General features: G+C 37.4%; 19 protein-coding genes. 1 reads left to right on the forward strand and 18 read right to left on the reverse strand.

Annotation, left to right across the window (positions count from 1 at the left end):
- Positions 1-6 precede the first annotated feature (6 nt).
- From N0O92_RS10800 to N0O92_RS10840, 9 genes are all read right to left on the reverse strand, one after another.
- Positions 7-768, reverse strand: coding sequence for a class II aldolase/adducin family protein (locus N0O92_RS10800; RefSeq protein ID WP_315614665.1), 762 nt, complete (start codon positions 766-768; stop codon positions 7-9).
- A 28-nt stretch (positions 769-796) separates the two neighbouring features.
- On the reverse strand, positions 797-1,744 hold the full coding sequence (locus N0O92_RS10805; RefSeq protein ID WP_315614666.1) for a D-2-hydroxyacid dehydrogenase: 948 nt from the start codon (positions 1,742-1,744) through the stop codon (positions 797-799).
- Positions 1,745-1,783: 39 nt separating this feature from the next.
- Positions 1,784-3,073, reverse strand: coding sequence for a TRAP transporter large permease (locus N0O92_RS10810; protein WP_315614667.1), 1,290 nt, complete (start codon positions 3,071-3,073; stop codon positions 1,784-1,786).
- 1 nt (position 3,074) lies between these two features.
- Positions 3,075-3,593: a TRAP transporter small permease gene (locus tag N0O92_RS10815; RefSeq protein ID WP_315614668.1), complete on the reverse strand. Its 519-nt coding sequence runs from the start codon at positions 3,591-3,593 to the stop codon at positions 3,075-3,077.
- Between the two features lie 107 nt (positions 3,594-3,700).
- Positions 3,701-4,786, reverse strand: coding sequence for a TRAP transporter substrate-binding protein (locus N0O92_RS10820; protein WP_315614669.1), 1,086 nt, complete (start codon positions 4,784-4,786; stop codon positions 3,701-3,703).
- 166 nt (positions 4,787-4,952) lie between these two features.
- Positions 4,953-5,312 (reverse strand): hypothetical protein, encoded by a 360-nt coding sequence (locus N0O92_RS10825; RefSeq protein WP_315614670.1) that lies wholly within the window; start codon positions 5,310-5,312, stop codon positions 4,953-4,955.
- 19 nt (positions 5,313-5,331) lie between these two features.
- Entirely contained in the window at positions 5,332-6,087 is a 756-nt protein-coding gene (locus tag N0O92_RS10830; RefSeq protein WP_315614671.1) for an SDR family NAD(P)-dependent oxidoreductase, read from the reverse strand.
- A 23-nt stretch (positions 6,088-6,110) separates the two neighbouring features.
- On the reverse strand, positions 6,111-7,310 hold the full coding sequence (locus N0O92_RS10835) for a dipeptidase (protein WP_315614672.1): 1,200 nt from the start codon (positions 7,308-7,310) through the stop codon (positions 6,111-6,113).
- 33 nt (positions 7,311-7,343) lie between these two features.
- On the reverse strand, positions 7,344-8,621 hold the full coding sequence (locus tag N0O92_RS10840) for a Rieske 2Fe-2S domain-containing protein (protein WP_315614673.1): 1,278 nt from the start codon (positions 8,619-8,621) through the stop codon (positions 7,344-7,346).
- Between the two features lie 430 nt (positions 8,622-9,051).
- Here N0O92_RS10840 and N0O92_RS10845 point away from each other — a divergent pair, with 430 nt between their 5' ends.
- Positions 9,052-9,795: an IclR family transcriptional regulator gene (locus N0O92_RS10845; RefSeq protein ID WP_315614674.1), complete on the forward strand. Its 744-nt coding sequence runs from the start codon at positions 9,052-9,054 to the stop codon at positions 9,793-9,795.
- Between the two features lie 118 nt (positions 9,796-9,913).
- Here N0O92_RS10845 and dctP read toward each other — a convergent pair whose 3' ends face one another.
- The 9 genes from dctP to N0O92_RS10890 form a co-directional block, all read right to left on the reverse strand.
- The gene (gene dctP / locus N0O92_RS10850; protein WP_315614675.1) at positions 9,914-10,930 is read right to left on the reverse strand and encodes a TRAP transporter substrate-binding protein DctP; all 1,017 of its coding nucleotides are present in this window, start codon (positions 10,928-10,930) and stop codon (positions 9,914-9,916) included.
- Between the two features lie 49 nt (positions 10,931-10,979).
- The gene (locus N0O92_RS10855) at positions 10,980-11,954 is read right to left on the reverse strand and encodes a TauD/TfdA family dioxygenase (protein WP_315614676.1); all 975 of its coding nucleotides are present in this window, start codon (positions 11,952-11,954) and stop codon (positions 10,980-10,982) included.
- A gap of 165 nt (positions 11,955-12,119) precedes the next feature.
- Positions 12,120-13,436, reverse strand: coding sequence for a TRAP transporter large permease (locus N0O92_RS10860; protein ID WP_315614677.1), 1,317 nt, complete (start codon positions 13,434-13,436; stop codon positions 12,120-12,122).
- On the reverse strand, positions 13,437-13,958 hold the full coding sequence (locus N0O92_RS10865; RefSeq protein ID WP_315614678.1) for a TRAP transporter small permease subunit: 522 nt from the start codon (positions 13,956-13,958) through the stop codon (positions 13,437-13,439).
- A gap of 212 nt (positions 13,959-14,170) precedes the next feature.
- Positions 14,171-15,148 (reverse strand): catechol 2,3-dioxygenase, encoded by a 978-nt coding sequence (locus tag N0O92_RS10870; RefSeq protein WP_315614679.1) that lies wholly within the window; start codon positions 15,146-15,148, stop codon positions 14,171-14,173.
- Positions 15,149-15,664: 516 nt separating this feature from the next.
- Positions 15,665-16,795, reverse strand: coding sequence for an acyl-CoA dehydrogenase family protein (locus tag N0O92_RS10875; protein WP_315614680.1), 1,131 nt, complete (start codon positions 16,793-16,795; stop codon positions 15,665-15,667).
- 512 nt (positions 16,796-17,307) lie between these two features.
- Positions 17,308-18,255 (reverse strand): ABC transporter permease, encoded by a 948-nt coding sequence (locus N0O92_RS10880; protein WP_315614681.1) that lies wholly within the window; start codon positions 18,253-18,255, stop codon positions 17,308-17,310.
- A gap of 4 nt (positions 18,256-18,259) precedes the next feature.
- Positions 18,260-19,258 carry an ABC transporter permease gene (locus N0O92_RS10885; protein WP_315614682.1) on the reverse strand — a complete coding sequence of 333 codons (999 nt, stop codon included), beginning with the start codon at positions 19,256-19,258 and terminating at the stop codon, positions 18,260-18,262.
- Positions 19,259-19,274: 16 nt separating this feature from the next.
- A complete protein-coding gene (locus tag N0O92_RS10890) occupies positions 19,275-20,753 on the reverse strand; it encodes a sugar ABC transporter ATP-binding protein (protein ID WP_315614683.1) in 1,479 nt (492 codons plus the stop codon).
- Positions 20,754-20,755: the final 2 nt, after the last annotated feature.

The raw sequence follows: 20,755 nt of genomic DNA on the forward strand, positions 1-20,755 counted from the left end.
TCCTCCTCAATTTAATAAATCAGGCTGTTCTCGAACAATTCTTTCGTATAATAAATTGAATTGAACTTCTCCTGCCCAAGGGGCACCTACTTGTTTGGACGTATGAATAGCACTCTCATGATCAATTTGTTTAGGAGTTCCGACTGCTTCTGCCAATAATTGAGACTGACAGCACCTTTCCATGCTAATGTACCACCAGGCAGCTTCTTCTACTGATTGCCCTACAGTTAAGAGTCCGTGATTAGCAAGGATCATCGCTTTGTTCTGGCCTAATGCATTCACAATTCTTTGACCTTCATCATCACCATAGACAACTCCACTATAACTATTAAATAGCGAATGCTGTTCATAAAAAGCACATGAATCTTGTGTTATTGGATCTAGCAATCTGCCAAGTGTTGACCACGTTTTTCCATATATTCCATGTGTATGAGCGGCTGCTACGACATCTGGTCTTGCTTGATGAATTGGCGTATGAATCGCTAATGCTGCTTTGTTTACTTGCCCTTTACCTTCCACTACTTCTCCATTTTCATCCACCAATACAAGATCGGAAGTTTTAATTAAACTGAAATGAACAGCAAAAGGGTTTACCCAGTAACAGTCTTTGTGTTCTGGATCGCGAACTGTAATATGTCCTGCCAACCCTTCATCAAAACCAAATCTTGAAAACAAACGGAAAGCAGCAGCTAACCTCGTTTTACGATGTCTTCTTTCTTCCTCTATTGATTGAAAACGTACCGTTGTTACTAACTCCTCATTTCCCATTTAGTTGTTCCCCTTTCGGTATGCTTACTTAATATCCACGCTCACAATCTATAACATTCCGAAAACCTTCGGTTGTACCACTAGCATATTTTCTTAAATTTTGTTTAAAGATCTCAATAGCACGAACATGATAGTTTATTGACACTCCAGCAATGTGCGGGGTAATCGTAACATTCTTCATACTCCAAAACGGATGAGACGAATCTAGAGGTTCCTGTTCAACAACGTCTAATACCGCGTGCGCTATATCTCCTTTTTCCAAAGTTAAAATTAGATCGCCTTCATTTACCGTGTCTCCGCGACCGATATTAATGAAAACAGCGTCATTTTTCATGGATTGAAAATGTTTAGCATGTAAGAACCCTTTTGTGTCAGGGGTAGATGGCAAAATTGAGATAACAATATCTACTTGTTCTAGCATGTTAAATATCGCATCTCCTGTCCAAATAACATCAAAATATGGAACCGATCTCCCGCTAGAGTTATAACCGTGAGTTTTCATTTGAAAGGCTTTGGCCACTTCAGCAATCTTCTGTCCAATCTCACCAGTCCCGATGATCGCTAGATTTTTCCCGGTAATTTCATCAATACTTTCGACATATTTCATTTTATCCCATGTATGATTTTGTTCATCTTCAATCATTGTTTTGTTATGTCTCAACGTCTGGATCATCATTAGCATGGCATATTCCACCATCGGTGTTTTGTGTATTCCTTTTACGTTTGTTACAATTATATTTCTCTCTATAACCAAATCTCGTGGCACTTGCTCTATACCAGCTGTTAAAACCATAATCCACTTTAACTTCTGAGCTTTTTCGATAAATTCTCTCTTTAGATGATCTCCATACGTAATAAGAACATCAGCTTCTTTTATATTTTCTAAAATAACTTTTTCTTCTTTAATATACGAAAAAGATATTTTTTCAAATTCTTCAGAAAGTTCCTGACGTATTTCATCACTCAGTTCGACCAAAGATAAAACAAACAGTTTATCACACCTCCTCACCACAATTTACAAAGCAATCAAAACGATTTGCGGGAACAATATTAAAATGACTATAAAAATGACATACGTTACAAGAAAATATCCAGCACCTTTAAAAATTGTTGTTATGGGAGTTTTGGGACTTAGCCCTTGAACTACAAATGCATTTACTCCTACAGGGGGTGTAATTGCACCCATACTTGTAACAACGCAAAGAAGCACAGAGAACCAAATTGGATCATAACCGAGTGCAACGACTGTTGGGAAAAAAATCGGAATCGATATAATCAAAAAGCCTAATGCATCCATGATCGAACCACCAATTACATAGATTAGCAATATGCAAATAAGGATAACCATCGTCGGTACAGGTAGGTTGTTTACCCACTCAGCAACTTCAAACGGAAGTCTCGTAATAGTAAGAAATCTACCAAAAATCGTCGCTCCGACAATAAGAGCCATAACCATCGTAGCCGATTTTAATGTACTAACAATCGCAGTTTTAAATTTATCCCAAGTTAGTTGTCTCATCGCGAGTGTAATAATAATGGCACCAAACGCTCCAAAAGCACCTGACTCAGTTGGTGTAAACCAACCTAGATAGAGACCACCAATGACAAAGATAAATAATAGAACAATAGGGATAATCCCTAATAGAGATACTAATTTTTCTTTTAATGGAAATTTAGGTCCGGCTGGTCCATAATCAGGATTTTTCTGACATAAGAACACGACCGTTAAAAATAATAAAACCGTTAAAAATATCGCTGGAATTAAACTAGCTGTAAACAAATTCCTGATTGATTGCTCGGTCTGTATGGCAATGACAATGAGTACGGTACTAGGTGGAATAATAATTCCAAGCGTTCCTCCAGTTGCTACACTACCTGTACTAAGTGCTTCATTATATTTATATTTCTTCAGCTCAGGTAAAGCCATGGTCCCCATCGCAGCAGCTGTCGCAGTATTTGAACCACAAATAGAGGCAAAGCCTGCACTTGCTAAAATTGTTGTGCTTGCCATTCCTCCTTTAAATTGACCAACCCATTTGTAAGCAGCATCAAACAGTTTTACAGTCACACCTGTCCTAAAAACAATTTCTCCCATTAAGATGTACATAGGTATTACACTTAGTGTGTAACTAGAGAAAGAAGTCCAAATTTCTGAGCTAAGCAAATTAAATGTAGCTACTGGGCTAGACATAATGAGTAATCCCAAAAAACCGATAATAAACATAGCAAAACTTATTGGCATTCTTAAGAACATGAGAACAAATAAGCCGATTATTCCTATAACCGCTATCCATGCTGGTTCCAATTTATTCACCACCTACTTTAAGCAACTTTATTAAATCCGTAAGCAATGCAAATGTAATTCCGATAAACCCAATTGCAACAAGATAAACAAGGGGATAAAATGCAATTCTTAAAGTTGAAGACACCGTACCAGCATTCATTAAACTAGTTGCATAAACGATCATTTGCCATCCGACCATCGCAAAGAATAGTAAACTGGCAGCGTATATGATCAACTGAACTCCCTTTTGAATAACAGGATGGAATTTTTGAATAAGTAAATCTATACTGACATGGCCTTTTTGAAGCTGTGTGTACCCAAGAGAAAAAGAGATAGCAATGGCTGCAAGCCACCCTACAACTTCTACTGTTCCTGAAAAAGGTTTAGCAAAAACACGAACAATCGCATTTCCAACAATTAAAAACATCATTAATGTAATACATAAACCTGCTAAAACAAGAAGCGCTTTATTAAATTGCAAGCTAATCATCTCTATCATTCCGTTAGTTGGTTTAATGTCAACTTGCTTATCACTTTCCATTCGATGTCCCCCCTTAAAAACATGAGGGTGACTCTAGTGAAGATCTGGTCATCTAGCAACTTGCTAAAGACAGGACACTTGTTTTTGAGTCACCCTCATTTACCAGCTTATTGGTTCGAATATTTCTCAATTAATTCATACAACTTCTCTTTATATTCTTCAGCCGGATATCCCTGTTCCTCAAGCTCAGCCACTAAATCATCTTGTAATGATCCAACACGTTCATCCCAAGCGCTCGCATCTGTCAAAGAAACGACTTCTAGACCATGCTCGTCTCTGCTCCAATTCATTGCTTCTTGAACCTGTGAATCTAAATAAGCCCCAGCAAATTGACCCATTTCTTTATTCAAGTCATTAATGACTTCTTGGACATCATTAGGCAATGAATTCCATGTGTCTTGATTCATAACAGCAATAAAACTTGAAACAGTTAAGGGATAATCTGTTACATATTTCAAATTTTCTGCTAGACTTAAATCCATTAATACCTCACGAGATGAAACATTTCCTCTAACAACACCTGTTTGAACTGCCTCAGCCACTTCTGCATTGGACATTCCAACCGGAGCTGCTCCTAAAGCCTCCATAATTGGAGTTAAAGAGCCTGAAATTCGTAGCTGCACTCCACTCAAATCATCAAGACTTGCAATAGGGTCTGCACTTTGAAGATAGGCTGCTTCTGTTGCAAAAGAAGTAATGATTTTCATATCATCAAATGCTTCTGGAGGGTACAATTCAACTAATTCGTTAACAACTAAACTAGCAACCTCTCCACTTGGATAACCAGACGGCATATCTGATATCCCCATCAGCGGAAACATACCTGGTTCATAACTAGTTACAGACAGACCTATATCAGCTACTTTGTTACGAATACCATCATACATGTTGTTTGCTTGCAGCAATGATCCCCCTGGAAAAAGTTCTACTTCAACTTTTCCATCCGTTCTAGCTTCAAGCTCATCCTTCCACTTCTGCATTTGAACTGCCGGGAACGTGTTAGCAGGAGCAAAAAAGGCGTATGTTAATTTAATAGGATCTTCACTTGATACAGTCGTTTCTTCAGTTGAAGAATCATTTTCTTGTGTATCTGCTGGTGCTTCTTCAGATGTTGATGGCGAACTACCACAAGCTGTTAGTACAAAGATAAATAACATGGCGATTAATAGGCCAAAGAACTTTTGTTTCATCATTGTTTCCCCTCTCTTTTTACGCTTGCTAGTAGTTTTCGAATCTAATTGTTTTACTACGATTTACTAGTTGTTTTTTAACTCTTTTCTACAATGTGGCAATCCAATGTTTCTGTATACATTTGCCCGCGAAGCTTTCTGTATCTTAGTAATATTCAGACATAAAAAGTTACTTCTCAAGTAAAAAGAACGGTCTCCCGATAATAGCCTCTAATCGAAAATATCTATCTAAACCTGATGACCGAAAAGAATGAGTCATAGCAGTCACTGCTTGCAAGTCTGGAACATTGTACAATAAAACTGCATGCCATCCTTCATCTCCAGCAAGACCAGCTGTAAAAATATCCCGATCAATTGTTCCAATTAATTCTGCCCCATTTTCTTTCCAACTTTCTAATGCTTCATTGAGGTTTGGTAAGATCGTTTCACTTCTTTCTTCTGCTGATGTATTAAACCATCCAGTTGACTCAAACTTAATCATCACTCTTAACGGACTAGGTATTTTTGGTACGTCATGTTTAATTCCCAAATTTATCACTCCTTATTATTTACCTCATAAAAAGTCCACCATTGATATCTACAGTTGATCCAGTAATATACCCACTATTATCAGAGCAAAGATAGTTTACTAGTTTCGCAACTTCCTCTGACTGCCCTACCCGTCCTACAGGTATCGCCTTTATCATATTCGCCAATTTATCAGTTGGAATTTTATCCATTTCAGGTGTCTGAATAGCCGCTGGTGTAATAGCATTTACTGTAATCCCATCATTTGCCAATGATCTAGCAAAAACTTTTGTTAATGCTAATTGACCTGCTTTTGACGCTGAGTAATGGGCACCAGAAGTTAATGGACCCGCCTGACCAGCAAACGAAGACATATTTATGATCCGTCCCCATTGTTGCTCTTTCATCACTTTTATAACCGCTTGAGAAAAGAAAAAAGTACCGGTTAAATTAATTGATAATACACGATTCCATTCTTCTAAATCCATATCTTCAATTGTTGTTTCTGTTCGTACTCCCACATTATTAACAAGAATATCAATTCTTCCCCACTTTTCAATAACATGATTAACACAATACTGAATCTCATCTACGTTTGAAACATCAATGGAAACAAATATTACACGGTTTTTTTCATTGTCAGTAAGAGATGTTTCAATCTGCATTAGATCCTCTTTGTTTATGTCAACAAAAACTACCTTCTTCCCTTCATGTAGAAGTTCCTTGGCAATTTCATAACCAAGACCCTGTGCTGCACCTGTAACAATTGCAACTCGTCCATATCCATCTAGTAGCAATTAAGAACCTCCTTCCCTTAAAGCTAATTTTCAAAAGTTTGTTTAATGGCTCGTAAAGCATTAGCACCTGTGACCTTTTTAATATCAGCATTGCTGTAACCTTTACGAACTAACCATTTCACGATATTAATCATTGATTCCGAGGGATTTTCCAGTCCTTTTACATAATCCGATTCTCTAAACTTTTCCTCACCTGTATGTGAATCGGATATAGCGAGCATATTATCGAATTCATGTTGTAGTGCTACATGATCTCCGTAAAAAGTATCAGGGCCAAATCCAACATGATCAATACCTACCAAATTAACGATATACTCAAAATGCTCCATTACTGAATCAATCGTATGTTCACTTCTTGACTTTGTTAATGTTGTATTTGGAGCTGCACAAATTCCAATTACTCCCCCAGTTTCGGCACATGCTTTCAAAATATGATCAGGAACCATGCGCGGTGTATTCCATAAAGATCGCGCACCACCGTGTGTAATAAAAACTGGTTTTTCACTCTGTTCAATTACATCGATGCTTGTCACATCACCACAATGAGAAATATCAACCATCATTCCTAACTTGTTCATTCTTTCAATAACTCTATTCCCGAATTTTGTTAATCCGCCATCACGTACTTCGGCTAAACCAGATCCAAGAGTATTCGCATGGTTATATGTTATCCCCATACATCGAACGCCAAATCCATATAGAAGATCAACACGACCTAATTCATTTTCTAAAGCACTAGCTGCCTCAAGCGAAGGAATTAATGCCACTTTTCCTTGTCTTTTAGCCTTTTTTAAATCAGAGATACTACTAGCAATAAAAACAGAATCTTGCTTAGCAATATCACAATAGCGGATACCTAGTGTCCAAATGATATCATCCCATTTCAACCCCTCAGTAGAGGAAATAATCGAGATTCCATCCATAAAATTTTCAAATATAACATCTACTCCTGCTCGTGCTAACCCTTCATAGTGAAAGTGAGTGTACGGCTGCCTACAATAGGGAATAATGTCTTCTTTTCGTTTCGGCACAATAAACCCATGATCTCGCATGGAAATTATCAAGTTTTTTTCAAATATAGTATTAACTCTTTCTTGATCTTCTCTCGTTAAATCATAATAACTGTTTAAATATTCTGACTTATCTAACTCGAAAAGTTTATAATCTTTTCCTGCTTCTAAATAATTAAAGGACTCGAAGCCATCATATTTCTTTGCTTTCAATGGTTTTCTCCTTCTTCTGGAAGTTCAATCATATTAGTTCTTAGTCGTTTTTTTAACAGCAAACTTTTCACTTAACGGTAAAGCCTGTTGCCATGGTTGACCTTTTGGTGCATACTTTCCAGCACTATATAGTTGTTTTAAAGAATCCATATCTAGTTGTAAAGGCTCGACTCCCTCTTGAAATTTTTTAACAGACGTTAACAAGATTCGACGCATTTGAATGACAGGTAAATCGCTCGTTCCTAGATGCTCTCTTGAACGATCAACGATTTCTCCCATCGTTTCTGTTGCGGCGTGATCTTGATTAGCAATTCCTCGTATACCAGTAAAGTTTCCGCTTTTCATTAATTCTCGATCTTGTTCATATTCATTATTCAAATTTTTGCGCTTTCTTAAATCCTCATCAAGGTCTAAGCCACGACGTTCATGTTGCGCTTTTGCATCAATTGGTTTCTTTTGGGAAAATTGAACATCCCAGCTCCATGTACTATGATCGTCACGAGGAATAAAAGCATGCCACATTCCATCTTCTCCCTCAAACCGAGGCGGAAATGTATAGAAAGGAAAAATATAATGAATTTCCATAAAAGCATCTTCTTTTGCATTGCCTTCTCCCATTGCTAAGCAACGTTTACCATAGTTCGTATTCTCAACTACTTGCTTAACGGGAGGGTTTCTAACAAGTGGATGCTCAGGGTCAATTCCTAAATCTGTGCTTAAAATTCCCTCATCCACACTTTGCGTTGCATGTGCCTTATGTAAAAAGGCAGCATGAACAAAATCTAAATCATTTTCCATTACCTGTAAGTAATTGCATTCTTGCCATACCCGTTCAGCCAATAAATTTTCCTCGGGCAGACTCATCCAAAAAAACTCTGGAAATTCAGGCTTTTTTTCCTCTGGCCCCATATACGTCCAAACAATTCCATTTCGTTCTTGCACTGGATATGATTTCAACTTTATACTATTAGAGAAATTACTGCCCTTTGGTTCAGATGGTAAGTCGACACAGTCGCCTTCCGTGTTAAACTTCCATCCGTGATACATACATCGGATCCCACAGCCGTCATTAATTCCGTAATATAATGAAGTACCACGGTGAGGACAAGCTTCATCTATCAAACCAACCTTACCATCTGAATCTCGAAATGCTACAAGATCTTCACCTAATAGTTTAACTCTTAAGGGCTTCCCATCTGCAACGACTTCATTTGAGGTAATAGCAGGAATCCAATATCTTCTAAACATTTCTCCCATTGGTGTTCCTGAATTCGTCTCAGTCAGCAATTTGTTTTTTTGAATATCAAGCATTATTTTCCTCCTTCGCTTTATTATGATTTTACTTTACCTTTTGAAAATCACGGGAACAACCTACTAATTTCATTATTTGAAATCCAAAGAAATATTTTTGAAAAATATTAAATAGTTAGTAAAATCATTTATCAGAACCATTTTTTATGATAAAATGTAAAGGCTTACATTTTATCATTGAAGAGAACCTCGTTATATTTACTTCCATGAATTCTGATTTTTGTAGATTACTTGAGTAAAATTAATAATAATTATAAGATTCGACAAAACTCTAACTACGTATATTCATCTCACATTATCTGCTTCCTTATCATTAATTTTTTGACAGTAATAGAAAGTCTCTTTTTTCTTGAAATAATAAAGGATATAGGCCATCATTCTAATCTAAAAAACTTGTTATACATAATCAAATTTTTAGGAGTGATATGATATGCTAGGATCTGTTAAGAATGCCATTAATATTATTAATAGTTTTTCTATTGAAACCCCTGAACTAGGAATTTGCGATATTGCAGATCGATTGGAGATGAATCGAAGTACTGTACACCATATTGTAAAATCATTATCAAATGAAGGAATTCTAGTTCGAACTAAATCTAGAAGGTACCGCCTTGGCTCACAACTACTAGGCTGGGGACAAACAGTCACAGAGCAATATAAAGATTACTTGATGGCAACCCCCTACATTGATTCACTTGTTAAACGAACACAGGAAACCGTATTACTAGCTATATTAGAAAATGAAGAAGTTTGTTGCCTCTCAAAAGTAGAGCCAAATAAGGCCATTAGTATGAATACAAAAATAGGTGATCGAAAACCGCTTCATTGTTCAGGCGCTGGAAAGATTCTTTTAGCTTATCAAACAGAGAAGTCCATTAAGAAAGTGTTATCGAAGAAACTCATTAGAAAAACAAATAACACAATTACAGATCCAAATTTACTAGCAGAAGAATTAAAATTAATTAAGAAACGGGGTTACGCCTTTGATCACGGAGAATATGAGGAGAATTCCTCTTGGATTGCAGTACCTATCTATAACTTTTTAGGCGATGTTACTTGTTCTCTTAGTCTTTCTATAAGCAAGCAAACACTTAACGACGTTGAAGCAATAAAAACCGTAAAAAACCAACTATTGTTAACCTCTCAAAATATCTCTAGACATTGTGACTTTTAACATCATTGTTTTTAATCTATGTACTTTCTAATATCTAAAGGGTCTCTCATCAAGGAAGATGAGAGACCCTTTACTAGGTATTTAGTCAAATCTTATTCACAAACAAATTAATAACTTGCTAATTACCTGTCAGCTCTCTCATTTTTTCAATGAGTTCTGGCGTTTCTTGTACAAGATAATCCCATTCAACTTCGTAAGCAAGGTCTAAAAACTTTTCTTTTTCTTCTTCAGAAAACTCAAAAAATTCAACTCCAGCTTCTTCAAGTGCAACTCTTTCCTCTTTATCCAGTTCTTCATAATAGTCAACCATGTAACGTTCATATTCTGCTGTAGCTGCTAAAATCGCTTCTTGATCAGTAGTAGAAATTTGATCCCATTTTTCTAAATTCATCAATATTGTACAGTTTTGTGTCCAGAATGGATGATCAAGGACATACTTTGTTGAATCTGTCCACCCATCTGTTCTTGGGCCACTCAATCCCCCGTAAACAAAGCCATCAACGATGCCTGTTTGTAAAGATGTATATACTTCTGAAGGATCAATCATAGCTGAATTAACACCCATCTCATCAAACAACCTATTATAGTTAGGTGCAGATCGAAGTGTAATTGAGGAAAAGTCATCGACACTTGAAATTGGTTCATTTAACCAAATTCGTGGTGAACCAGTTAACCATCTCCCTATATACATTGTATCTAGTAACTTATGACGTTCTACCATGAAATCATAGAAACCATTTTCACGCTCTTCCCATGGTTGAGCTTGTGAAAGTGCTATACTTAACGATTCAGGAGCTAATGATTGATATTGGCCAATGTAAGTAAAATTAATATCAATGACCCCTGAATTTAGAGCTTCGAATTGCTCCCCTACTGGGATAACATCGGCACCTCCTCTCCAGTTTACTTTCACTCTCCCTTCTGTGCCCTCTTCAACTTGATCAATCCAATCTTGAATTGTGGCTGTTAGAGGATGATCTTTTGAAAGAAAACTTACTGCATTCAGAACTAGTTCTTCACCACTATTACTTTCCGCTTCTGTGGAAGGACTTTCTGATGAACTCGAATTACTGTTTTCACTTGAGCAGGCACCTAATAGAAATAATAACGACACTAAATAAATAATTTTTTTCATAAACACTCCTCCTCTAATTTTTCAAGAAACCTTGCTTACCAGTATCATTTTAAGTACGTAAAGGAATGCCACGGCGCCTGGAAAAATTAGATGCAAGTTCTCTTCCATTTGGCATTGCTAGCCATAACCTTAATAAATGCCGTTTGCGTTCTGGTTCTTCATAATCTTCAAAGAATGTACGGGAATGAAGAACGGTATAATTGTTTGCAAATTGGATATCTCCTGGTTCGAGCATCATATCCATTCGAATGTTCTCATCATGAAGAATAGAATCAATTACGTCTAGAGCTTCGATTTCTACTTTGGATAGTTCTAGCCCTCTTTTCTCGTGCCCCGATTCAATATAACCGCGCATATACCTGCAACTTAACTTCCTATTATAATAACTAAAGATCGGTGATAAAGCAGGCATTTTCTCCCCAAGGTGATCAAAGTAGATAGGTCGATAAAGTAATCCAAGATATTCTGGATATTTCTCCAAAATTTCATTATAAACGGTAACAGCACTGACAAGACTGCTTAACCCTCCCGATTTCGCTTTTCGAAGTGAAAGCAAGCCGACAACATCAGATAAATCAGTATGAAAGGGTAGATGAGTATTCGTTTGATAAACACGTACGTTTTTATTCGAAGTGTTACCTATATTAGTGACATGTCCTAATAGTTCTCCTTTTTCATTTTGTGTAACCGGAATCCCCATATGAAGTCCAAGTCCATAATAAATAATGCTCACTTCTTCATCAGTATACTTTTCAATTGGCAGTCCACGAATGACTAGAAATCCTTTCCCATTTTCTAGTTCGTTCACAAAGTACGAAACTTCAGCGGATAAATTCGAGATTGGAAAATCTTTCTTTTTAAAATTAGGTGCTTTTAACCCTTTTTGTTGCACAAAACGTAACGCTTCTTCAAGAGCCATTATCATCTTTGGCGTTAAATAATAAACCCAAGAATCATCCTTAGACAATTCAATTCCTTTCCAAGCTGTTGGACCCACTATTTTTTCTCTTAAAATAGACGTCATAAAAACCTCCCTCTGTCTAATTTCCAATAAAATTTAACTCACTCAAACAATTCGAATAGACTTCTAGTTATACACATCACCCCTCCTTTTAACTATTAAGGTTATATCTTTGAAAAATATCAATCAATTATTGGATTTCAAACTTTGAAATATCTAATTAATTTTTTATTTCATTAGACTAGGCAACCAAAGACTAACGGATGGAAAAACGACTAATATAACCATCAAAAGTAAATTTAATAATAAAAAAGGCAATACTGCTATATAAATCTCAGTCATGGTAATTGAATTTTTAGGCATGACTCCCTTTATAGCAAATAAATCCATTCCAAAAGGAGGAGTAATTGTTGCTATCTGCATATTGAGCAAAATAATTACACCAAACCATAGAGGGTCGTACCCCATTGTATTCGCTATTGGCATTAGGACAGGAAGAGTAATCATCATAATGGATAATGGCTCCATAAAGCAGCCTAGCATCAATAATAAAATTTGTATAAGAATCAAAATAACAATTGGATGAAATTCTAATCCATTTAGTAATTGAACAAGTCCTTGGGTTATACCTGTATAACTCAATAGTTGACCAAAAGTAGTTGATCCAATAATGATCATTAAAATCATCACACTTGATCGAAATGCCCCTGTTAACGAGTCCCATATTTTTGCCCAAGAAAAACCTCCATAAAAAAATGATAAAAGTAATGTACCAACCGCTCCTAAAACAGCACTTTGTGTTGGAGTAGCAATCCCAAAAATAATAAACCCTAACAACAGAAAAATAACGATGCTTAATGGAAGAATGTATTTTATTGTATCCGTTATTTTTTCAACTAAAGGGATATCTTCGACTTCATAACTTGGAGCTAAATGAGGTTGGAGAGAACAACGGATTATAATGTAAAATAAAAACAAGAACGCTAAAATAATTCCAGGTAAAACGATCGCGACCAAAAAGTGTCCGACAGGAATAGAAGCAAGCGAGGCTAATAATACACCGAGTGCCGTAGGCGGGATCATAGAAGCAAGACCAGCACTTCCTAAAATTGGTCCAACAGACATGGAATGACTATAGCCCCTTTTTTGCATATCTGGAACTAAGAGAGATCCAAGCAAAGAAGTACTCGCAACACTAGAACCACTTAGAACTGCAAACAACGTTCCACTACCAACTGTTACAATACTTAATCGACCAGGTACTTTCCCCATCCATTTTCCAATCGTCTCAAACACTTTTAGCCCTAGGCCTGTTCGAAACATAATTTCTCCCATTAAAATAAACATCGGGATAGGTAATAACGAAAAAGTTGAAATAGAGTTAAACATGTTTAACACTAATTGGTTTAATCCTGAACTTCCATTCCAAAGAAAGATTACACCTATGATATTGATGCTTAAGAATGCAAAAGCAATCGGCAATCCAATTGAAAAGAGTATAAACATGCTACCAAAAATGAGAACTAAGCTTAACCACCATTCCATTTAAATGTCCTCCGTTACTTTTGCAAGATCTTTAGCTCTTAGCTTCTTCGCTCCAGCTATAATATTTAGCGAAAATTGAATTGCTAAAAATAAAAAACCGATTGGAATAATTACGATTAAGAGGGACCTAGGAAGTTGTAACATGGTTTCAGTCTTCACACCTCTTTGAAACAATCCCCAACTAGTAATAAAACCACTTATGGTTATGGTGATTGATATAAGAAATCCTATAATGGAATTAATTATTCCAAAAATCACTTGATTTTTAACATTAAATCGGTTGATTAATAAGTCGAAACGTATGTGACCATCTTGACGTAATAACCAGGCAGCACCAAAAAGTGTAAGAAATACTAATAAGTATTCGGTTAATTCTAAAACCCAATTAAAAGAATAATTGAAAAGCTTTAATGAGATGACCTCTAACAAAATCAATAAACTTATCATAACGATGGTTAGTTTACCAAGAACACCCATTAAAGTAAGAAGGGAGTGAAATATTGCTACAATTCTTTTAGTCATAATCAGCCTCCTATCGCAATTTATAGATAGTAGTTACAAACCTTGTTCTACAAGACGCCTTTAGAAGACTAGTTTAACTGATAATAGTCTGAATAATGAATATATTAATTTCATAATTTGAAATTAACCTAAAAACTTCTTTTCTAATCACATACGGTTACAAAAAAGACATGCTTTTTAGCATGCCTTTTTGTAAAATGGGAAAATGGATCTTATGATTTAGAAGGAATTTTCTTATCAATAACAGGCGTACCATATTTAAAATACTCTGATGGAAGCGGCGCACCATACCAAATAATCCCTTTTTCTATTTCCTCTTCTTTCCAAGAGATTGGCTTCCAATCAGGATCAAAAATAAGATATCCACTATCACCAAATAGTTCTACACGGTTTCCACCTGGTTCAAAAACATAAAGAAAATTAGCTTGGCTTACACCATGTTTACCTGGGCCAGCCTCAATTTGATAACCATTCTCTGTAAGTAGATCTGAAATATCTGAAAGGTGCTGTGGATACCCATACCAATAACAAATATGATGTAAGCGCCCTTTTCCACCAGCTTGATCTCCCATAAAAGCAACTTCATGTACAAGCGGACTTACACTTAGCCACGCAGCACCATCTTGGCCATTGTTTAACGCAATATGCTCTCTAAGTTTAAACCCAAGTTGGTCCATCATGAATTCCTTATTCTTTGTTACATCGCTAGCTAGTAAGTTAACATGATCAATTCTTCTAACTGGGACACCGCGTGTTGGTCTTTTTTGCGGGCGGTTTAATAAAGGTGTCCACTTATCTTCAGGTGCTTGGTAATAATCTACCTCCCATAAAATCTCCATATTATGTCCATCTGGAGTTAAGAATTGATAAGCAGGACCATGTCCATAGTCGCCTTCAGACCACCCTTGCCCATAACCTGATTGTTTTATAGCGTTTACACGTCTTTCCAAAGCTTGCTCTGAACTGGCACGCCATGCTGTATGTCCCATTCCAGGCTCTTTCGCCTCAGTAATTTTCAATGAATGGTGATAAAAGTCTTCGTAAGCTCGTAAGTAGACCGATTGACCTTGTCGATATGATTCTTCCATTCCAAGATAGTTCTTAAAAAAGTGTAACGACTCCTCTGGTTTAGGCGAAAAAATTTCAACATGGGCAAGCTGAGCAGTATCAAAGTTAGGTTCTGTTTTCATCATTAACCTCCATAAGTTTTGATTAAGTATATACGTACTTACAAGTCCTTCACGATCGAAAACGCTTCCATATTTAGGATTACTCTTCGCTCATGCCTCCTTCAATAAGTGATAAACTTCCTATTTCCTATGATACTAGTAGGGACTTGTAACGAAAACATAGATATTTCAAATAATGAAATAACAAAATTTTTTTTTGAAAAATAATCTTGCATCTAATATAAAGGGTATATTAGTCCAACACGATATCGATTATATGTCCTATATCGCGAAAAGAAACACGACTTAAACCCGTAATTTTTTAAGATAAACTCTATTTTTCCTATTCTTCATTAAAAGCTTCCAAGCCAATTCCATTTTTATTTACGTTGTAAACCTTATACAAAACTATTAATTAAGCGGTTTAGATTGATTTCGTCAAGAAAATTGAAATACAAAAAGAGAGTCCCTTATCGACAACTCGACAAAGGACAATTATTGGAACTTATAATCGAAAAAGCAGCAATTTACTCCGAATTAAATATATCCAGGCATCGGTGGTACGCCCAAAAATACCGATCCAGCATTGTCATAAATGCCTTCATTAAGGAATGCATGCTGAGTGACGACCATTGCATCTCGTAGATAACGCTGTAGCGGATGGCCATCATAGATCGCCGCGGTGCCGGAAAGGAGATAGGCAGACTGGACGGCGCTAGCACCTGCGCGAGTAGCCTGAACGGCTGCCAGACGAAGCATGCTTGTTTGGTCTGCAGAAACACCGTCACCCTTCAAGATAGAGTCCCAAGCGGAGTCGGTGGCTTCGTAGAAAAAGGCACGGGCTGATCTTAACGAGGCTTCTGCCTTTGCCACAGCGATTCGTAAGTAAGCGCGATCAGCCATCTTCGGTGCTCCGGTGATACTAGAACGATTACCGGCTACTTGAGAGACTTCATTCAGGGCGGCACGGGCTACACCAAGATTGACCACTGCTAGTACCTGTGCTGCATAAGCGACCGACGGATATTGATAAATCGGCTCTTCAATAGAAGGTACACCACCACGGACAAAGGTCCACTCATCAGAAACAAAGGCGTCTTTCACGCGCAGGTCGTGACTACCGGTTCCGCGCATTCCGAAAACCTCCCAGTTCTCAACGATATCCACGTCCTCTGGCATAAGCACAGCCGTGAGCGGCTTTCCACCTTCCCCCGTGCCTATACCAACGCCAAGAATATCAGCGCCCTTGCACCCACTTGCAAACTTCCAAAGCCCGTTTACACGCCAACCTCCCGCAACTTTCTCGGCGGGTTGGACTGGAAACAGACCGCCAGCGAAGGACACGTCTGGCCCATTTGCATAAAGTTGTGCGAGCGTTTCACGCGGCAAAGCCGCAAGATAGATCGCAGCAGACCCGAAGCTCGCCACCCATCCGGCTGAACCATCAGCCTCCGAAATTGTTTCAATCAGCCTAAGGAACTCCGAGGGCGAGCTGGCATCGCCACCAAAGCAACGTGGCGCGTGAGCTCGGTAAACACCCAATTGCTTTAGTTGAGCTATCATGTCTCGAGGTACGTGGCGCTTCTCCTCAAATTCGTCTCGTCGAGAGCGGATTTCAATCAACACACGATCCAACAAGTTTTTATTTTGCATTTCAACAGTCATCATTCATTCCCCTCCCATATGGTTTATTATCCACCTAATAAATATTTGGTTTCTTCAAGAAAACTCAACCAACTTTTGCTTCGAGACGACAGTTTTTCTAGCTACTTACCTTGTCATCTGGGGCGCCTCTAAATAGAATTCTTAAACTAATAGTACATTATTCAGAAAATTACAACCACGGCAGATTAGGTTTGAATCTCCTGTGAAAATTAGTACGATTAGTATCAATGCTTTAAAAAAACCTATTACTGGCCTACCCTTACTATCTGACCTCTTGATATGAGCAATAATCGAGGAATTTTCAAAAGTTAGTTCTCTTGAATTGAACGGGGAGGTACGAGGACGGTTCTTTAGGCATCCGGAATTTGCGCAAAAAAGGCACAACTAGCAGAGATTTCAACTGCTCGTTGTGCTTTTGAATTCTCGTATATACTCCATACATACAAAATTGTTGGCTAAAGAAACTATATAAATTTTCTCTCTTCCAGTAAAAACATAAGAACAAGCCCCATTCACTAATGAGCTACCAACACTTGCTTTTTACTCCTCGCATAAAAATCCCAACCAATGACAAATACCAGTAGAGCCCCTAATATAAAGGTCTGATAGAAGGAATGGACATTTAATAAGCCAAGTAAATTATCAAGAATTCCTAAAATAAACAATCCCATTAACGTTTTTGGTATACTCCCTTCTCCTCCTGCTAAGCTAGTACCTCCAATAACAACAGCTGAGATAACAGTTAATGCTGCACTACTTCCAACAAATGGTGATGCCGAATTTAACATACCAGTTAATAGAATACCTGCAAGTGCTGCTGCCACACTGGAAATGACAAATACACTGATTTTGTAGAACCTTACTGAGATTCCTGTTAGTCTTGCCACCTGTTCATCTCCACCAACTGCGTATACGTTGCGACCGTACTTAGTTTTTCGCAATACATAATCAGCAAGTAAGGTTAGGATCAGGAGCATCACGATCAAATTCGGGATACCCAAAAAGGTTCCTGAACTAATATAGTTTAAAACTGGATCTTGCGCACTTGCTGGACGTCCACCTGAAACAGATAAGGCTAGACCATTATAAAAGAACATCGCACACAACGTAACGACAAAAGAATTTAACCCTAAATAAGCTACTAAGAATCCTGTAATTAATCCAATAATCACTCCTAGCAAAAGCGTTAACAGAATTGCTACAATAATACCGGTCTGAGGAATCATCTTAACCATAAAAATACCTGAAAAGGCCATAACCGCACCAATTGAGAGGTCAAATTCTTTATTTAATATGACAAAGGTCATCGCTAATGCCATGATTCCAAATATACTAAGCTGTGTTACTAAGTACGTTACATTTTGAAATGTCAAAAAGTAAGGAGAACTGACCGAAGCAAAAATGACCATTCCGATTAAAATTAATAGTACCTTTTGACTGTATACTCTCTTTAAAATGGACATTTTGTCACCCCTTCCTAACTAGCTTTAGCTCTTTACGTCTATCAAGTAACAGTGCAGCAACAATTATTAACCCTTTTGCCATCATTTGGTCATAATTACTTAACCCCATAAGAACAAAAACGTTATTAAGTACACCTATAATCAGAACACCGACTAATGTACGAGAAATATTTCCTGCTCCTCCTGCCAAACTTGTTCCACCAATAGCGACAGCAGCGATTACATCTAATTCAAAGCCAACACCGACGACTGGAGAAGCATTCAAAGTTTGAGAGCTTCTAATTAACCCCCCTATCGAAACGAGAACAGCTACAATCATAAACGTAATCGTTCGAATGCGATGAATCGGAATCCCAGATAAACGAGCAGCCTCATGATTGGCACCTGTTAGGTAAATGGCTCTTCCAAACGTCGTATACTTCAACACCACATGCAAAATAATAGAGAAGAAAATTAACGTAACAATAGGTGCGGGTATACCTAGAAATGAGCCATTACCAAACCAAGTGAAAACAGTATCTCGTTCAGGATTTAATGTAAAACCTCCTGTATATAATAAAGCTAAAGAGGCAAGGATTGTTCCTGTACCAAATGTGATCATGATCGAAGCACCAAAGTCCCCTTTAATAAATCGAAGAATAGATCCATTTATTAAACCTACTACTAATGCTACAAGAATAACAGCAAAGATGGCTCCAATTGTTCCTAAGAAGGGTTGGAAACCAACAATTAATACTGCACTTAAAGACAGCATTCCCGCTACAGATAAGTCAAAGAATCTTCCAATAACAACATAGGTCATGCCTATGGCACCTAAACCTAGAACAGAAATTTGAGTTAATATATTTAAAAGATTACCTTTTGTAAGAAAAACTGGTGATAATATTGAACCGATAATGATTAGGATCAATAATGCTAAAACTGGACCTAAGTCAGCTAAATCAACTTTACTCTTCATTCGTTTTAGTTGAGTTTCATTCCTTTTTTCAGTAACTGTTTCCACTGTAACCACCCCTTTCTTAAACTAGTGCTTTTTGAAGGATCATTTCAGGACTTGCTTCAGATCCTGACAATTCCCCTTTTACCTTTCCTTCATGTAGAACCACAATCCGATCACTTAAAGCAATTAGCTCAGCCCAGTCAGAGGATATTAACAAAACTGATTTTCCATTTTTGACTAAGTCTTGAATAACCGTATAAATCTCTCTCCTTGCCCCAACATCCACACCTCTTGTTGGTTCATCGAGTATTAAAATATCTGCATCCGAAAATAAATACTTAGCAACGACTACCTTTTGCTGGTTCCCTCCACTTAAGTTAACGGCTAATTGATGAATGGATGGTGTCTTAATACTAAGCTTTTGAACCAATTCTTTAGACGCCTCATTTTCCTTAAACCAACGGACAAATCCAAGCTTACTTATCTTTTTCAATGCTGCCATTGTAAAGTTTCGATTCAACGAAAATTTTGTAATTAATCCATGTTCTTTTCGATCCTCTGGAACAAGAGCAATTCCGAGTTCAATTGCCTTTCTCGGATTAGAAACCTTGATTTTCTTGCCTTTATATACTAATTCACCTTCATCAAATTTATCGGCGCCGAAGATACAACGAGCGATTTCCGTTCTCCCCGCACCTACTAAACCAGCAATGCCTAAGATTTCACCTTTCTTTAATTGAAAGCTAACATCACGCAGCTTTCCTTTTTGAGTTAGATTTTTGACAGCCAATATTTCCTCTCCAAGCTCGATCGTTTCCATTGTCGGATACTCTTCCTCTATATCGCGACCAACAATTCCCTTAATAATTTCTTCTCTACTTGTTTCTTTTACAACTCTTGTGCCAACCGCTTCTCCATCTCGCATGATCGTTATACGATTACATATGCGGTCAATCTCTTCTAAGCGGTGAGAGATATAAATGACCGTTACCCCTTGTTCAACTAATGTTTCAATTGTTTCAAACAATTGCTTTAATTCTGATCCACTTAATACAGCGGAAGGTTCATCCATAATAATTAAATCGGCATTAAAGGAAAGAGCTTTGGCAATTTCAACTTGTTGCATTTGAGCTACACTCAGATCTCTTACGATCGTAGCTGGATTGATTTCTGTTCCAACCTGTTTTAAATAATACTTTGCTTTCTCATGCACTTCTTTCCAATCCACATTATACTTACTGCCGTAAAGCCTTCCCAAAAATATATTCTCAGCGACTGATAGCATGGGAACAAGGCTTAGTTCCTGATGGATAATGACGATTCCTTTCTGTTGGGCATCGAGAGGAGAGGAAAATTCAACTTTTTCATCCTTAAAATAAATCTCCCCTTCATCTGGTTGAATTACTCCTGAAAGCACCTTCATTAATGTCGATTTCCCGGCACCGTTCGCACCAAGCAGGCCATGGACTTCTCCTTTACGAACTTCTAGCTCTATTTCGTTAAGCGCCTTTACTCCTGGAAATGATTTACTGATTCTCTTCATTTCTAAAATACTCATTC

The sequence above is a fragment of the Alkalihalobacillus sp. MEB130 genome (assembly GCF_032335535.1).
Lineage (GTDB): Bacteria > Bacillota > Bacilli > Bacillales > Bacillaceae_D > Halalkalibacter.

Bases quoted from the DNA above. Each gene is read 5' to 3' on its own strand.
- N0O92_RS10800 (WP_315614665.1), bottom strand. From the start codon at position 768: ATGGGAAATGAGGAGTTAGTAACAACGGTACGTTTTCAATCAATAGAG.
- N0O92_RS10815 (WP_315614668.1), bottom strand. From the start codon at position 3,593: ATGGAAAGTGATAAGCAAGTTGACATTAAACCAACTAACGGAATGATA.
- N0O92_RS10820 (WP_315614669.1), bottom strand. From the start codon at position 4,786: ATGATGAAACAAAAGTTCTTTGGCCTATTAATCGCCATGTTATTTATC.
- N0O92_RS10840 (WP_315614673.1), bottom strand. From the start codon at position 8,621: ATGCTTGATATTCAAAAAAACAAATTGCTGACTGAGACGAATTCAGGA.
- N0O92_RS10845 (WP_315614674.1), top strand. From the start codon at position 9,052: ATGCTAGGATCTGTTAAGAATGCCATTAATATTATTAATAGTTTTTCT.
- dctP (WP_315614675.1), bottom strand. From the start codon at position 10,930: ATGAAAAAAATTATTTATTTAGTGTCGTTATTATTTCTATTAGGTGCC.
- N0O92_RS10855 (WP_315614676.1), bottom strand. From the start codon at position 11,954: ATGACGTCTATTTTAAGAGAAAAAATAGTGGGTCCAACAGCTTGGAAA.
- N0O92_RS10860 (WP_315614677.1), bottom strand. From the start codon at position 13,436: ATGGAATGGTGGTTAAGCTTAGTTCTCATTTTTGGTAGCATGTTTATA.
- N0O92_RS10865 (WP_315614678.1), bottom strand. From the start codon at position 13,958: ATGACTAAAAGAATTGTAGCAATATTTCACTCCCTTCTTACTTTAATG.
- N0O92_RS10870 (WP_315614679.1), bottom strand. From the start codon at position 15,148: ATGAAAACAGAACCTAACTTTGATACTGCTCAGCTTGCCCATGTTGAA.
- N0O92_RS10875 (WP_315614680.1), bottom strand. From the start codon at position 16,795: ATGATGACTGTTGAAATGCAAAATAAAAACTTGTTGGATCGTGTGTTG.
- N0O92_RS10880 (WP_315614681.1), bottom strand. From the start codon at position 18,255: ATGTCCATTTTAAAGAGAGTATACAGTCAAAAGGTACTATTAATTTTA.
- N0O92_RS10890 (WP_315614683.1), bottom strand. From the start codon at position 20,753: ATGAGTATTTTAGAAATGAAGAGAATCAGTAAATCATTTCCAGGAGTA.